The organism is Roseovarius sp. M141 (assembly GCF_024355225.1).
Taxonomy (GTDB): domain Bacteria; phylum Pseudomonadota; class Alphaproteobacteria; order Rhodobacterales; family Rhodobacteraceae; genus Roseovarius.
Map to the genome: position 1 here is coordinate 1,890,397 of NZ_VCNH01000008.1, position 13,848 is coordinate 1,904,244.

17 protein-coding genes are annotated in these 13,848 nt (G+C 63.1%); 12 read left to right on the forward strand and 5 right to left on the reverse strand.

Annotated features, from left to right (window positions below):
• Window positions 1-44: 44 nt before the first annotated feature.
• Window positions 45-1,868, reverse strand: coding sequence for a glutamine--fructose-6-phosphate transaminase (isomerizing) (gene glmS / locus FGD77_RS13225; RefSeq protein ID WP_255010387.1), 1,824 nt, complete (start codon window positions 1,866-1,868; stop codon window positions 45-47).
• Window positions 1,868-3,223 (reverse strand): bifunctional UDP-N-acetylglucosamine diphosphorylase/glucosamine-1-phosphate N-acetyltransferase GlmU, encoded by a 1,356-nt coding sequence (glmU, locus tag FGD77_RS13230; RefSeq protein ID WP_255010389.1) that lies wholly within the window; start codon window positions 3,221-3,223, stop codon window positions 1,868-1,870. The genes glmS and glmU overlap by 1 nt, the downstream gene beginning before the upstream one ends.
• Before the next feature lie 143 nt (window positions 3,224-3,366).
• Between glmU and FGD77_RS13235 the strand changes: the two genes are divergently transcribed.
• Together FGD77_RS13235 and FGD77_RS13240 are read left to right on the forward strand one after the other, a co-directional pair.
• On the forward strand, window positions 3,367-4,032 hold the full coding sequence (locus FGD77_RS13235; RefSeq protein WP_255010393.1) for an HAD-IA family hydrolase: 666 nt from the start codon (window positions 3,367-3,369) through the stop codon (window positions 4,030-4,032).
• Window positions 4,029-5,249: a DegT/DnrJ/EryC1/StrS aminotransferase family protein gene (locus FGD77_RS13240; RefSeq protein WP_255010396.1), complete on the forward strand. Its 1,221-nt coding sequence runs from the start codon at window positions 4,029-4,031 to the stop codon at window positions 5,247-5,249. The genes FGD77_RS13235 and FGD77_RS13240 overlap by 4 nt, the downstream gene beginning before the upstream one ends.
• On the opposite strand, the gene FGD77_RS13245 is transcribed toward FGD77_RS13240, so the two are convergent.
• Both FGD77_RS13245 and FGD77_RS13250 read right to left on the reverse strand, forming a co-directional pair.
• Window positions 5,239-5,688, reverse strand: coding sequence for a CreA family protein (locus FGD77_RS13245; RefSeq protein ID WP_255014214.1), 450 nt, complete (start codon window positions 5,686-5,688; stop codon window positions 5,239-5,241). The two genes, FGD77_RS13240 and FGD77_RS13245, sit on opposite strands and share 11 nt — an antisense overlap.
• 23 nt (window positions 5,689-5,711) lie before the next feature.
• Window positions 5,712-6,185 (reverse strand): pyridoxamine 5'-phosphate oxidase family protein, encoded by a 474-nt coding sequence (locus FGD77_RS13250; protein WP_255010399.1) that lies wholly within the window; start codon window positions 6,183-6,185, stop codon window positions 5,712-5,714.
• A 145-nt stretch (window positions 6,186-6,330) separates the two neighbouring features.
• Here FGD77_RS13250 and FGD77_RS13255 point away from each other — a divergent pair, with 145 nt between their 5' ends.
• Window positions 6,331-6,648: a hypothetical protein gene (locus FGD77_RS13255; RefSeq protein WP_255010403.1), complete on the forward strand. Its 318-nt coding sequence runs from the start codon at window positions 6,331-6,333 to the stop codon at window positions 6,646-6,648.
• Window positions 6,649-6,732: 84 nt separating this feature from the next.
• On the opposite strand, the gene FGD77_RS13260 is transcribed toward FGD77_RS13255, so the two are convergent.
• Window positions 6,733-7,353 carry an OmpW family protein gene (locus tag FGD77_RS13260; protein WP_255010405.1) on the reverse strand — a complete coding sequence of 207 codons (621 nt, stop codon included), beginning with the start codon at window positions 7,351-7,353 and terminating at the stop codon, window positions 6,733-6,735.
• A gap of 283 nt (window positions 7,354-7,636) precedes the next feature.
• Between FGD77_RS13260 and FGD77_RS13265 the strand changes: the two genes are divergently transcribed.
• From FGD77_RS13265 to FGD77_RS13305, 9 genes are all read left to right on the forward strand, one after another.
• Window positions 7,637-8,302: a glutathione S-transferase family protein gene (locus tag FGD77_RS13265; RefSeq protein WP_255010407.1), complete on the forward strand. Its 666-nt coding sequence runs from the start codon at window positions 7,637-7,639 to the stop codon at window positions 8,300-8,302.
• Between the two features lie 179 nt (window positions 8,303-8,481).
• Window positions 8,482-8,847 (forward strand): NADH-quinone oxidoreductase subunit A, encoded by a 366-nt coding sequence (locus FGD77_RS13270; protein ID WP_255010409.1) that lies wholly within the window; start codon window positions 8,482-8,484, stop codon window positions 8,845-8,847.
• A complete protein-coding gene (locus FGD77_RS13275) occupies window positions 8,838-9,371 on the forward strand; it encodes an NADH-quinone oxidoreductase subunit B family protein (RefSeq protein ID WP_255010412.1) in 534 nt (177 codons plus the stop codon). Before FGD77_RS13270 ends, FGD77_RS13275 begins: the two co-directional genes overlap by 10 nt.
• A 33-nt stretch (window positions 9,372-9,404) precedes the next feature.
• Window positions 9,405-10,025, forward strand: a complete 621-nt coding sequence (locus FGD77_RS13280; RefSeq protein ID WP_255010415.1) for an NADH-quinone oxidoreductase subunit C — start codon at window positions 9,405-9,407, stop codon at window positions 10,023-10,025.
• Complete coding sequence (locus FGD77_RS13285; protein ID WP_255010417.1) at window positions 10,025-11,266, forward strand: NADH-quinone oxidoreductase subunit D; 1,242 nt, start codon at window positions 10,025-10,027, stop codon at window positions 11,264-11,266. The genes FGD77_RS13280 and FGD77_RS13285 overlap by 1 nt, the downstream gene beginning before the upstream one ends.
• On the forward strand, window positions 11,263-11,568 hold the full coding sequence (locus FGD77_RS13290; RefSeq protein ID WP_255010420.1) for a hypothetical protein: 306 nt from the start codon (window positions 11,263-11,265) through the stop codon (window positions 11,566-11,568). The genes FGD77_RS13285 and FGD77_RS13290 overlap by 4 nt, the downstream gene beginning before the upstream one ends.
• An 8-nt stretch (window positions 11,569-11,576) precedes the next feature.
• The gene (locus FGD77_RS13295) at window positions 11,577-12,932 is read left to right on the forward strand and encodes an NADH-quinone oxidoreductase subunit E (protein ID WP_255010423.1); all 1,356 of its coding nucleotides are present in this window, start codon (window positions 11,577-11,579) and stop codon (window positions 12,930-12,932) included.
• A gap of 39 nt (window positions 12,933-12,971) precedes the next feature.
• Entirely contained in the window at window positions 12,972-13,616 is a 645-nt protein-coding gene (locus FGD77_RS13300) for an NADH:ubiquinone oxidoreductase (RefSeq protein WP_255010425.1), read from the forward strand.
• Window positions 13,617-13,628: 12 nt separating this feature from the next.
• Entirely contained in the window at window positions 13,629-13,847 is a 219-nt protein-coding gene (locus FGD77_RS13305; RefSeq protein WP_255010427.1) for a DUF5337 domain-containing protein, read from the forward strand.
• The last annotated feature ends 1 nt before the right edge of the window (window position 13,848 follow it).

Below are 13,848 nucleotides of genomic sequence, written 5' to 3' on the forward strand. Positions count from 1 at the left end.
GAACCTCTATCAAGATAGCTATTCAACACACTGGTATTTAACAGTTATTCCACTGTAACGGATTTTGCAAGATTGCGGGGCTGGTCCACATCCGTGCCCTTTGTGACGGCGGTGTGATAGGCCAGAAACTGCACGGGAAGCGCATAGAGGATCGGTGTCAGATCAAAATCCACATCAGGCATAACGATGGTCTGCCAGACCCCGTCCGATGCCGCCGCTGCGCCCGCCTGGTCGGTGATCAGAACCACCTTGCCGCCGCGCGCCATCACCTCTTGCATATTCGACACAGTCTTGTCGAACAGCGCATCACGGGGGGCTATCACCACCACCGGCATCTTTTCGTCGATCAGCGCGATAGGGCCGTGCTTTAATTCGCCTGAAGCATAAGCTTCGGCGTGTATATAGCTGATTTCCTTTAATTTCAGCGCACCCTCTAACGCGATGGGGAACATCCGGCCACGACCCAGGAACAGCGCGTCGCGCGATTCGGCAAGGCGCTGGGATATGCTGCGCACGTGTTCTTCGACGCTCATGGCCCGGTTCAGGATGGCTGGCAGGCCGCGCATGGCCGTCAGCTTGGCCTTGAACGCCTCGTCGCTGAGCCGACCGCGCGCGTGCGCTGCTTTTAGCGCCAGCAGCAGAAGTACGGTCAGCTGGCAGGTGAATGCTTTGGTCGATGCGACGCCGATTTCGGCGCCGGCAAAGATCGGCATGTTCAGATCGCTTTCGCGCGCGATCGAGCTTTCGGGCACGTTAGTCACGGACAGGATCGACTGCGCCTTGCCGACGCAGTAGCGCAGCGCGGCGAGGGTGTCGGCGGTCTCGCCAGACTGGCTGACGAACAGGGCGGCGGTGCCTTCGGTCACAGGGGGGGTGCGATAGCGGAACTCCGACGCAAAATCGACCTCAACCGGCAGGCCTGCCAGTTGTTCGAACCAGTATTTCGCGGTCAGGCAGGCATAATACGCGGTCCCACAGGACGCCATTACTAGACGGTTTATTTTCGTAAAATCAATACCCTTGCCGGGGAGGTTGATGTCGCTGCGATCGCTCGCGACATAGGCTGCGATGGTTTCACTGATGACCGTCGGCTGCTCGGCGATTTCCTTGGACATGAAGTGTTTGTGCCCGGCCTTGTCAATCCGCGCAGCGTCTATGCGCATAGTGCGCGCCTCTCGCGTGACGATCTGCCCGGCGGGGTCGGTTATCCTGACCGAACTGCGGGTCAGCACGGCGCAATCGCCTTCCTCCAGATAGGTCACGCGGTTCGTCATCGGTGCAAGCGCGATGGCATCCGACCCGATGTAAACCTCGCCGTCACCATGGCCGATGGCCAGCGGGCTGCCCTTGCGGGCCGCGATCATCAGATCGGACTCGCCCTCGAACAGGAAGGCCAGCGCATAGGCACCCTCCAGCCGGGCGACGGTGCGGCGCACGGCGACCTCGGGGGTGGCGCCCTCGTCAATGTAATGCTGCGCCAGAAGGGCGACGGTTTCTGTATCCGTCTCGGTCTGGTGGCTGATCCCGGCCTTGGCCAGATCAGCGCGCAGGTCGCGGTAATTTTCGATGATGCCGTTATGCACAACGGCGACGCGGCGCGTCTGGTGCGGGTGCGTGTTGATCAGGTTCGGGGCGCCGTGCGTGGCCCAGCGGGTGTGCCCGATGCCCGACTTGCCTGCCAGCGGATCACGCACCAGCAAATCGCCAAGATTGACCAGTTTGCCGATCGCGCGGCGCCGCTCCAGCACACCGTCGTTGACCGTGGCAATGCCGGCGCTGTCATAGCCGCGATACTCCAGCCGTTTCAATGCTTCGACCAGCATGGGGGCGACTTCGTGCGTGCCCAGAATCCCGACGATACCGCACATCAGCCTGTCCCTTGATTATGTTTTTCTTTGGACGATCTGAACATGTCCATCAGTTTTCTTGCAAGGCCCGGTTTTGTGAGCTGCCGGGCGCGTGCCAGTGCCAGCGCACCATCCGGCACGTCCTGCGTGATGACCGAGCCGGAGGCGGTCATCGCCTCCGCGCCCACAGCGACCGGGGCGACCAGCATGGTGCCGGATCCGATGAACGCACCTGCGCCGATCCGCGTGCGGTGTTTGCGCACCCCGTCATAGTTGCAGGTCACGGTCCCGGCGCCGACATTGCAGCCCGCGCCCAGATCGGCATCGCCGACATAGGTGAGGTGATTGACCTTGGCGCCAGTGTCCAGAACGGCGTTCTTGATCTCGACGAAATTGCCCACACGCACATCCTCGGCCAATTCGGCGCCGGGGCGCAGGCGGGCATAGGGGCCGACGACAGCGCCGCGCGCGACGTGGCACCCCTCAAGGTGGCTAAACGCGCGGATATGCGCGCCACTTTCGACGGTAACGCCGGGCCCGAAGACGACGTTCTGCTCGATCAGCGCATCGCGGCCGAGGACGGTGTCATAGGCGAAATAGACGCTACCCGGTGCGTAGAAGGTGACGCCGCCCTCGAAGGCCATGGCGCGCGCGCGGTCCTGAAACAGCACCTCGGCGGCGGCCAGTTCGGCGCGGGAATTGACGCCCAGTGTCTCGGTCTCGCCGCAGGCGATGGCGGTTGCTGACAGACCGCGGGCACGGGCAATGCCGACGATATCCGTCAGGTAGTATTCGCCTGCCGCGTTGTCATTGTCGACAGCGTCGATCAGATCAAGCAAGGTTGCGCTGTCTGCTGCGATAACGCCTGAATTACAGAATGTTATGGCGCGTTCCTCAGGTGCTGCATCCTTGAATTCAACGATCCTCTCCAGGGCCTCGCCGTCCATTACCAGCCGCCCGTAGCGACCCGGATCGGCGGCATCAAAGCCCAGAACAACCACGTCTGCGCTGGATCGTGCCTCGATCATGCGTTCCAGCGTTTCCGGTTGGATAAAGGGTGTGTCGCCATATAGCACGATAGCGTCGCCGTCATGCCCGGCGAGCGCGGCGCGTGCCTGCGCGACAGCATGGGCGGTGCCCAATTGCGCGTCCTGACGGGCGGTTTTGATGTCAGGGTCATAGTCCAGCGCCGCAGCTTCGACCGCGTCTGCGCCATGGCCGGTGACGACGCAAATCTGCGCAGGCTCCAGCGTGGCACCTGCGCGCAAGGCATGGACCAGCATGGGCGCGCCCGCGATCGGGTGCAGCACCTTGGGCAGGTCAGAATTCATGCGCGTACCCTTGCCAGCGGCGAGGACGATCAGGGCGAGGGTCATATACAAGATTTCCTTTGTATCCGGCTAACGACCGTTTTATCTGCTGGGCAGGTAGGTGCAAGGGAGAGGGCGATCAAACTAGGTTGCCGATTGTGACAGGGCCGGGCGGAACTTCGCTGTGGCCGAAATACCGGAGGGCGCAGATGCGCAGCATCGTTTTCGATCTTGATGGAACACTGGCCGATACCAGCGGCGATCTGATCGCTGCGGCAAACGCGTGTTTTCGCCAGATGGGCGCAGGCGATCTGCTGAGCGCGCAGACCGATGCCGGAACCGCACTGCGGGGCGCGCGCGCCATGCTGACGCTGGGACTGGCACGGATGGGCCGCGTGCCCGATCCGGCGGTGCTGGACCAATACTTCCCCATTCTCCTGGACGCTTACGAGGCCGAGATCGACACCCACACTGTATTCTACCCCGGCGCATTGGCTGCGATAGAAGCGCTGAAAAGCGCGGATTTTAAAGTGGCGATCTGCACCAACAAGCCCGAGTATCTGGCGCGGCTGCTGCTGACGCGGATGGGCGCACTGGACCTTTTCGGCGCATTGATCGGCGCCGACACGCTGGCCGTGCGCAAACCTGACCCCGAACCGCTCCGCGAGGCCGCGCGCCGCGCGGGCGGCGATCCGGCGCGCTGCCTGCTGGTGGGCGACACGATCACCGATCACACGACGGCCCGCGCTGCCGGTGTGCCATCGGTGCTGGTCACCTTCGGGCCAAACGGCGCTGACATGGCGGGGTTGGAACCGGACGCGCTGCTGGATGATTTCGCCGATCTGCCCGCCGCCGCGCAGCGCCTGCTGATATGAGCGGCGCGGCCGAGGTCTTCGCTGGGAATTTCACCCAGCAGGAGCCGATCCCCGAGGATGCGATTGCAGCAGCGGTCGCCGTCATGCGGTCAGGGCGGCTGCATCGCTACAACACCAGCGGCGACGAGATCGGTGAGGTCGCCGCGCTGGAGCGCGAGTTTGCCGCCTATACCGGTGCGAAATATGCGCTGGCCGTGGCGTCCGGCGGCTATGCGATGGGCGCGGCCTTGCGCGCAGTAGGCGTGAGGCCAGGCGACAAGGTGCTGACCAATGCCTTTACCCTGGCCCCGGTGCCCGGAGCCATCGCCGGGGTGGGCGCCGTGCCGGTATTTGTCGGTGTGACCGAGGGGCTGACCATCGATCTGGATGATCTGGCGGCCAAGGTGGATCAGGCGCAGGTTTTGATGCTCAGCCACATGCGCGGCCATCTGGCGGACATGGACCGGCTGATGGAGATCTGCGATGCGGCGGGCGTGACCGTGATCGAGGATTGCGCACACACGATGGGCGCCGCGTGGCGCGGGCGCGTGTCGGGGCGTGACGGGCTGGTGGGCTGCTATTCGGTGCAGACCTACAAGCATCTGAACGCGGGCGAGGGCGGATTGCTGGTCACCGACGATGACGAGGTGATGGCGCGGGCAACCATGCTTTCGGGGTCGTACATGCTGTACGACAAGCACGGAACGGTGCCACCTGACGGCGCATTTGCGCGGGTCAAATATGATATGCCGAACGTGTCAGGCCGCATGGACAACCTGCGCGCCGCCATCCTGCGCCCGCAGTTGGCGCGGCTGGACGCGCAATGCGCCGCTTGGACGGACCGCTACCGCGCGGTAGAGCAGGGGCTGCGTGGCACGCCCGGCCTGACGGTGATCACGCGGCCTGCGGAAGAAATGTTTGTCGGCTCCTCCATCCAGTTCCTGCTGCTGGACTGGCCGGACAATGCCGTGGGCGCAGTTCTGGCGCGCTGCGCCGCGCGCGGTGTGCAGTTAAAGTGGTTCGGCGGTGCCGAGCCCGAGGGGTATACCAGCCGCTATGACAGCTGGCACTACGCCCCCAGCGCGCCGCTGCCGCCTAGCGACCGGGTGCTGCGCGCCGTTGTCGATATGCGCCTGCCGCTGACCTTCAGCCTGGACGATTGCGCGCTGATCGCGCGCATCATCCGCGCCGAGGTGGGGGCGGTGTGGCAGGCAGGCGTCGCCCAGGTCATTCGGTGACGGCGTCCCGCAGCGGCACGGTCGAAATTGCCACCTTGGCCGAGCCTTGGGTCAATTCGCGTGCGTGGGCGACGTAGATCAGCGTCTGGTTCGCTTCGTCATAAATCCGCTTGACGCGCAGCGACTTCAGAATGATCGAGCGTCCGGCACGAAATACATCCTCGCCCGATTTCGAGCGATCAATGTCGCCGATCCTGATCGGGCCGGTTTGCTGGCATTCCAGCGCGCTGTTGGAGGGGTCCTCGAACCAGTTGCCATTTGCCAGACGGTCAATCAGGCCACGCCTGAAATAGGCAAGATGGCAGGTCACACCGGTCACGTCGGGATCGGCGATCGCCTCGATCACGATATCATTTCCGGCCCAGTCGACGCCGATTTCGCCCACCTCTTGGGCAGTGGCGGGCAACGCGAGGAGAGCCGCCAGCACGGCGGCCCCCATGGCGCACATTTCAGGGCGCCCCATCAGAACGTGATCTTACCGTGGCTGCCGGGATTGGCCGTGCCACCGCTCATGGCCGACGTCGCCAAGTCGTATAGCGCTTTGGCGGTGCTGTCAGTGGCCCATACCTCGCCCTTTGCGGGGCTGAAGCGTACCAGACGCACATTAGGGTCTTCCTTGCCGTCCTCGAACCATGCGGCGTCCATGGGCGACCAGATTTCCTCCAGCTTGGCGCGGTCGGTTTCGATGCTGAGCGCGCCGTCAATCACGGCGTACAGTTTCGCGTCACCGCTGACGATCTGATAGCGCGCGGTTTTGCCTGCCGCCGCGTCCTTGCCGATGTCGGTGTCGTGGGCGGTCAGGAACCACAGCGCGCCATCATCGCGGCGTGCGTGGTGGGCCATTGGGCGCGGATCGGTGCCTTGGGCGGACAGCATGCCCACGTTGACGTTTTCCATGCGGTCCCAGAAAGTACCTTTGAGATCTGTGTCGGTCATGTCGGTCCTCATGTCTGTTTAGCGTTTCACCAGCTTAACGACGCTGCGGGCCGGGCGGTTCCCGCCGGAGAGGCCGGCGCAGGTTAGAGATGGCGCAAGGCCCGTATGGCGGGGCCGTAACAATGGTCCGCAAAGGGGCAGGGCAATGCCGCGATGGATGTTCTTTGTTCCGGTCATCGCGCTGATCGCCGCAAGCGCGGTCATTGGCCTGTCGCTGGGCCGCAAGGCGGTTCGCGGGGCGGAAACGGATGTAATCGTGCAGATCGCCGCGCGCTATGTGGCCGAGACCGGCGGCACTGCGCGCCCGACCGATTGCACCGCGCGCCCTGCTGTATCAGAGGGGCTGTGGCTGGTCATCACCTGCGCGGCGCCCGGGCGGGGCGGGCAGGAGTATTTCATCGACCATTTCGGCGCCGTGCGGGATGTGGGGCAAGTGCCTGCGCATGCGCCACATGGCGATTGATCAAGGGCGCACACCCGCGTGATCGGCCCATCAAAAAGGGCCGCCCGTTGCCGGACGGCCCCTGTTTGGCAAGGCTACGCGCTATCAGAAGCGGTGGACATAGGCCATGCCGACGACCAGCGGATCAATGTCGACCTTGCCAATGTTGGCGCCGCCGACCTTCACGTCGGTGCCGATATCGATATAGCGCATGTCAAAGCGCAGCGATCCCGCGTCCGAGATCTTGAGGTCGACACCCGCATGGGCGGCCAGGCCCCAGCTGTCGCCGAGGCTGAGAGGCACGCCCGCCAGCGCGCCGGTGCCCACGTCATCGAAAAATGTCGTGTAGTTGACGCCAAGGCCGATGAAGGGCGTGATCTTGCTCTGGTTGACGAAGTGGTACTGGATGGAAATGACCGGGGGCAGGTGCTTGGTCTTGCCGACGGTGCCGGCACCGGCCAGCTTGATATTGTGCTCGAACGGCCAGGCGCCCAGTACTTCGATGCCGATCTTGTCCGCGACGAAATACTCGAAGGTCAGGGTCGGGCGGGTGCTGGTGCCCACGCTGATCGAACCGGCCGCCGTGTTCGAGCTGCCCTGAGGATTGACGTTATGCACGCCGATACCGATGGTCATGTCGCCCTTGGACTGGGCAAGGGCCGGGGCGGCGGCCGCGATGATGGCAGCAGCGGTGGCGGCGGCGAGGGCTTTGGTGTAGATGGTCATGTCACTTATTCCTTCCAGGTTCACGCCCCGGATAAGCGGCGTTGCGGTGGTCCACTTTGACGTGAATCAAATCGCTGTTCAGGACGGGTTTAGCCGCTTTTTTGTGGCTAAAATGCCACAATCACCAAGCTGCGTGCAGCCCGCATGCGGCGGCGACCTACGTGAGGGCGGGATGAAATCAGCCTATCAGCGATAAACCCGGTTCAACCTTCATGGGTTATCGCCGGGCGCGTCGCGTCGTACCCTTTGCGCCGCACGGAAATTACAATGACGGGAGAGACCCATGATTACGCTCTATCACGTGCCGCAAAGCCGCTCTATGCGGGTGTTGTGGCTGCTGAACGAGCTGGAGGTGGAACACCGTCTGGTCGAAATGCCCTTCGACGGATCGCTCGGCACCGAGGAATTTCTGACCCGATCCCCCGCCGGGCGCGTGCCGGCGCTGGAGATTGAGGGCGAGCGCATGTTCGAAAGCGGCGCCATGGTGGAATATCTGTGCGAGCGGTTCCCCGAGCGCGGCATCGGACGGCTGCCCGGCGCGATGGACCGGATGGCATGGCTGGTCTGGGTGCATTTCGCCGAGACGGTGACGCAGCATGTCGCGGCCCTGACCCAGCAGCACGTTGTGCTGCCCCCCCGCGATCAAAGCGCCGCTGTGATGCGCATCGAGAGCGCGCGTCTGAGGCAATGCTATGACGCGATCGAGGCGCGCCTGAGCACCCCGGTTGAGAATCGCGACTATCTGCTGACCGGCGGCTACTCCGCCGCCGATATCTGCGTGGGCCAGGCGATCTATATGGCGCGCCATTTCGCCACGCTGGACGGCTATCCCGAACTGGCCGCGTGGTTCGAGCGGATCACCGAGCGGCAAAGCTATCTGGATGCGCTCCCCGCCGAAGGGTCCAGCCGTATGTTTGAACGCGATTTCTATACGTCACCGGCGGGGTAGGAGCGGGGACTGCGCGCTGTCTGGCAAGGGCTGGGCAGCGGCGTTGCGGCCCGCGTTTTCGCCCGGCGCAGGTTGACCCCACCCAAGGGCAGAGATAGATACATCAGCAGTCAACTTTGCCACTTGCCTGCCCGCGCCTGTCACCGGTGCGCTGCACCCAGGCAGAAAAGGAGCCGCTCTTGGAAGAGATGTTGAGGGAATACCTTCCCATCCTGGTCTTTCTGGCCATCGCCATCGGCCTTGGCGTCGTGCTGATCCTGGCGTCGCTGATCCTCAAGGGGCGCGATCCCGACCCCGAAAAGGTCAGCGCGTATGAGTGCGGCTTTAACGCGTTCGATGATGCGCGGATGAAATTCGACGTACGGTTTTACCTTGTGGCGATCCTGTTCATCATCTTCGATCTCGAAATTGCCATGCTGTTCCCGTGGGCAGTGGCGTTCCAGGACATCAGCATGACGGCCTTCTGGTCGATGATGTTCTTTCTGGGCGTGCTGACCATCGGCTTTGCCTATGAGTGGAAAAAAGGAGCCTTGGAATGGGAGTAGCCGCGTCACCGAACCATGCGGGCGCCGACCGCGAGGTCGCCACGCAGGACCTGAACCGCGAATTGCAGGACAAGGGGTTCTTGCTGACCGCGTCCTCGGATATCATCAACTGGGCGCGCACCGGCAGTTTGCACTGGATGACCTTCGGCCTTGCCTGTTGTGCGGTTGAGATGATGCACACCTCGATGCCGCGCTATGACGCCGAGCGGTTTGGTATCGCGCCGCGTGCCAGCCCGCGCCAGTCGGATGTGATGATCGTTGCCGGCACGCTGACCAACAAGATGGCCCCGGCCCTGCGCAAGGTCTATGACCAGATGCCCGAGCCGCGCTATGTCATCTCGATGGGCAGTTGCGCCAATGGCGGCGGCTATTATCACTACAGCTATTCCGTGGTGCGCGGCTGTGACCGGATCGTGCCGGTCGATATCTATGTGCCGGGCTGCCCGCCGACCGCCGAGGCGCTGCTGTATGGTATCCTGCAACTGCAACGCAAGATCCGCCGCACCGGAACGATCACCCGCTAGGGCGGGTGCATCGCTGATTGCAAGGGGAAAGAGATGACCGAAGCGCTCAAGGAACTGGGCTCGCATATCGAGATGAAGCGCGCGGATTGCGTGCTGGGCTGGTCTGTCGCCAATGGCGAACTGACGGTCGACGTGGCGCTCAGCAGCATCAGGGGGCTGGTGGAGTTTCTGAAAACCGACAGCACCTGCCGGTTCTCGACGCTGGTCGACATCACGGCCGTCGACTACCCCGAGCGGGCCAAGCGGTTCGACGTGGTCTATCATTTCCTCAGCATGTACCAGAACCAACGCATCCGCCTGCGCGTCGCGGCGCGCGCCGACGACATGGTGCCGTCGATCACCGAAATCCACCGCTCGGCCAACTGGTTCGAGCGTGAGGTGTTCGACATGTTCGGCCTGCTGTTCTCCGGCCATCCCGACCTGCGCCGCATCCTGACGGATTACGGTTTCCGCGGCCATCCGCTGCGCAAGGATTTCCCGACCTCCGGCTATACCGAAGTGCGCTATGACGAAGCGCAAAAGCGCGTGGTTTATGAGCCGGTTTCGCTGGTGCAGGAATACCGCCAGTTCGATTTCATGTCGCCATGGGAGGGGGCCGAATACATCCTGCCCGGTGATGAGAAGAGCGGCGACAAGAAAGAGGGGGCGAAGTGATGGACGGCGATATCCGCAGTAATACCTATGACGACGGAACGCGCGACTACGAGTCGGGCGAGCAGAAGATCCGCAACTTCAACATCAACTTCGGCCCGCAACACCCTGCCGCGCACGGCGTTCTGCGTCTGGTGCTGGAACTGGACGGCGAGATTGTCGAGCGGTGCGATCCCCATATCGGCCTGCTGCATCGCGGTACTGAAAAGCTGATGGAATCGCGCACCTATCTGCAAAACCTGCCCTATTTCGACCGGCTGGATTACGTCGCGCCGATGAATCAGGAACATGCCTGGTGCCTCGCCATCGAGCGTCTGACCGGCATCGAGGTGCCGCGCCGCGCCAGCCTGATCCGTGTGCTGTATTGCGAAATTGGCCGTATCCTGAACCATCTGATGAACGTCACGACGCAGGCGATGGACGTCGGTGCGCTGACTCCGCCGGTCTGGGGGTTCGAAGAGCGCGAGAAGCTGATGATTTTCTACGAGCGGGCCTGTGGTGCGCGCCTTCACGCGGCCTATTTCCGGCCTGGCGGCGTGCATCAGGATCTGCCCAGCGACCTGCTGGACGATATCGAGACCTGGGCCAAGGCATTTCCGGCCTTCATGAACGATCTTGATGGCCTTCTGACCGAAAACCGCATTTTCAAGCAGCGCAACGTCGATATCGGCAAGGTCAGCGAACAGGACGCGCTGGATTGGGGATTCTCGGGTGTCATGGTGCGCGGTAGCGGCATGGCATGGGATTTGCGCCGCGCCCAGCCCTATGAATGCTATGACGAATTCGAATTCCAGATCCCTGTTGGCACGAATGGCGATTGCTATGACCGCTACCTCGTCCGCATGGAAGAGATGCGCCAGTCGACCCATATCATCCATCAGGCCATCGAGAAGCTGCGCGCCCCCGAGGGGCAGGGCGATATCCTTGCCCGTGGCAAGATCACCCCACCCAAGCGCAGCGACATGAAAACGTCGATGGAGGCGCTGATCCATCACTTCAAACTCTATACCGAGGGTTTCCACGTCCCCGAGGGCGAGATTTACGTCGCGGTCGAGGCGCCCAAGGGCGAATTCGGCGTCTATCTTGTCAGCGATGGCACCAACAAACCCTACCGCGCCAAGATACGCGCGCCGGGATATCTGCATTTGCAGGCGATGGACTATGTCGCGGGCGGCCATCAACTGGCCGATATCGCCGCGATCATCGGCACGATGGATGTCGTGTTCGGGGAGATCGACAGATGATGCGCCTTGCCGCCCTTCTTGCGATCCTGATGCCGGTTGCCGCGTCCGCGCTGGACGTGGGCAGCAGTGATTTCAGGCATTCCTCGGACCTGGTGGCCGATGGGTTCACGCCTTTTGCGGTCTCCGGGGCCGGGGGCGCCCTCTACGGATTGACCAAAGCAGATATGCTGTATCTGTGTTTCCTCGCTGATAGCAGTGATGCACAGGCGACGCGTCAGGCGACGCTTCTGGCGGAAATCCGGGGCGATGCGCCGGATACTGCCGTGCCGAATATCCCTGTCATCTGCGTGCTTACTCAATAGGATCTGCCATGTTACGCCGCCTGCACCCCGACCAGCCCGCATCCTTTGCCTTCACCCCGGCCAATCAGGCATGGGCCGAGGCGCAGATTGCCAAATTTCCCGAGGGCCGTCAGGCGTCGGCGATCATTCCGCTGATGTGGCGCGCCCACGAGCAGGAAGGCTGGCTGACCCGTCCCGCAATCGAAGGCATCGCCGACATGCTGGGCATGGCCTATATGCGCGCGCTGGAAGTGGCGTCGTTCTATTTTCAGTTCCAGTTGCAGCCGACGGGTAGCGTGGCGATGATTCAGATCTGCGGCACCACGTCTTGCATGATCTGCGGCGCCGAGGATCTGATGGCCGTGTGCCGGGAAAAGATCGCCGATAAGCCCCACACTGTCAGCGCCGATGGCAAGTTCAGCTGGGAAGAGGTGGAATGTCAGGGCGCCTGTGCCAACGCACCGATGGCGATGATCGGCAAGGATTACTACGAGGATCTGACGGCGGACCGCCTGCGCGAAATCATTGACGAACTGGCGGCAGGCCGCGTGCCCACACCGGGGCCCCAGAACGGGCGGTTCGCGTCCGAGCCGAAATCGGGGTTGACCAGCCTGAAGGAATTCGACAGCGGGCAGCGAAAATACAACGCCTCGGCGCAGTTGGCGTCGGATCTGGGGGAGACGGTCAAGCGGATCGACGGCACCGAAGTGCCGCTGCTGGCCCCGTGGCGCGACAAGGGCGCAGGTCATCACCCCGAACCATCAAAGGTCGTCGTGCGCGATGCGCCGCTGGATATCGTGACCGAAACGGGCCGCATTGACCCGGCCAAGGCCGCGCAGGGCGATGCCGCCAAATCCAAGGCCAAGCCAAAGCAGGACAATACCGCCACGCCCGCAGGCAAACCGGGTCCAAAGGATTCGGCCAGCGTTGCCAAAACGTCGCGGGCGTCGTCCAAGGCACCTCAGGTCGCGGGCGAAACTGCCGGCACGCCGAAAGCGGGGGATAAAGCTGCCAGCAAGAGTGCGCCAGAGGGGCCCGCAGCCGAGGGCAAGACGCCGCTGCCGGGCGCTGCTGCAGAGACTACAGCCGAGGCAGGCCAGAAGCCGCAGACCATGACAGCGCCGCGCGCCGATGGGGCGGACGATCTGAAAATGATCAAGGGTGTCGGTCCCAAGCTGGAGAAACTACTGAACGACATGGGATTTTACCACTTCGATCAGATTGCTGCGTGGTCGCCAGGCGAGGTGGCTTGGGTTGACCAGAACCTCGATGGGTTCAAGGGGCGCGCAACGCGCGATGAATGGATCCGTCAGGCTGGCATTCTGGCATCTGGCGGCGACACGGAGTTTGCCAAGCGTGTCAAGAAGGGCGACGTTTACGAATAATCCTGTTCGCGCGTGCCTTGAACCGAGGGGGAGATGACGATGACGATCAACACATCTGCCAAGAAATGCGCCAGCACCTGCTGGTACGTTTCTGTCAGTCTGGGCCTGCTGCTGTCGATCGTGCTGATTGCAGCCGCTGGATGGTCCTTTCTGTGGGGTGGGCTGCTGGGAGTCGTAGCTTTTCTTGTGCTGGGCTTCGTGCTGCCGCAGGTGATTTGCACCGGCGACCGGGCCAGCCGCCCGTTGACCGCAACCAGCACACCGTCCAGCCTGGTTGCGGGGGATCCGCCAGCGCCGATGCCGGATGCGTCCGTCGCCGCGCCGCGCGAGGCCGAGACCCCGGCGGTACAGCCAGCGCCGGAGGCGCATCCTATCGCCAGTGAGGCCGCGCGTCCGGTGGCACAGGATACGATCGTTACGGCGCCCGAGGATCTGGAAAAGCCGGCCACATTGGACGCGCCGCGCGCAGGCGGCGCCGATGATCTGAAGCGGATCAAGGGCGTCGGCCCCAAGTTGGAGACGATGCTGCACGATATGGGGTTCTACCATTTCGACCAGATCGCCAATTGGACCGAGGCGGAAATTGACTGGGTTGACCGTAATCTGGCCGGGTTCAAGGGCCGCGCCAGCCGTGATCAATGGGTGCGGCAGGCCGTGACTTTGGCGCGCGGCGATGCGAACTAAGGCGCCGGGGCCGTGAAGGGCGCAGACCAGGCGCAGGCGGGACGGCGCGCCGCGCTTGTCATCGCGGGAACCGCGATCCTGTGGGTGGCAGCGACGTTCATCGGTGCTAAACTGGGGCTAAGCCAGCGCGTGCTTGCGCTGTTCGATCTGATGGCTCTCGGGGGGTTCCTGTGGGCGATCTGGATGATCTACAATATCTGGCGCGCGCGCCAGGACAATCAGGGGCGTTGAC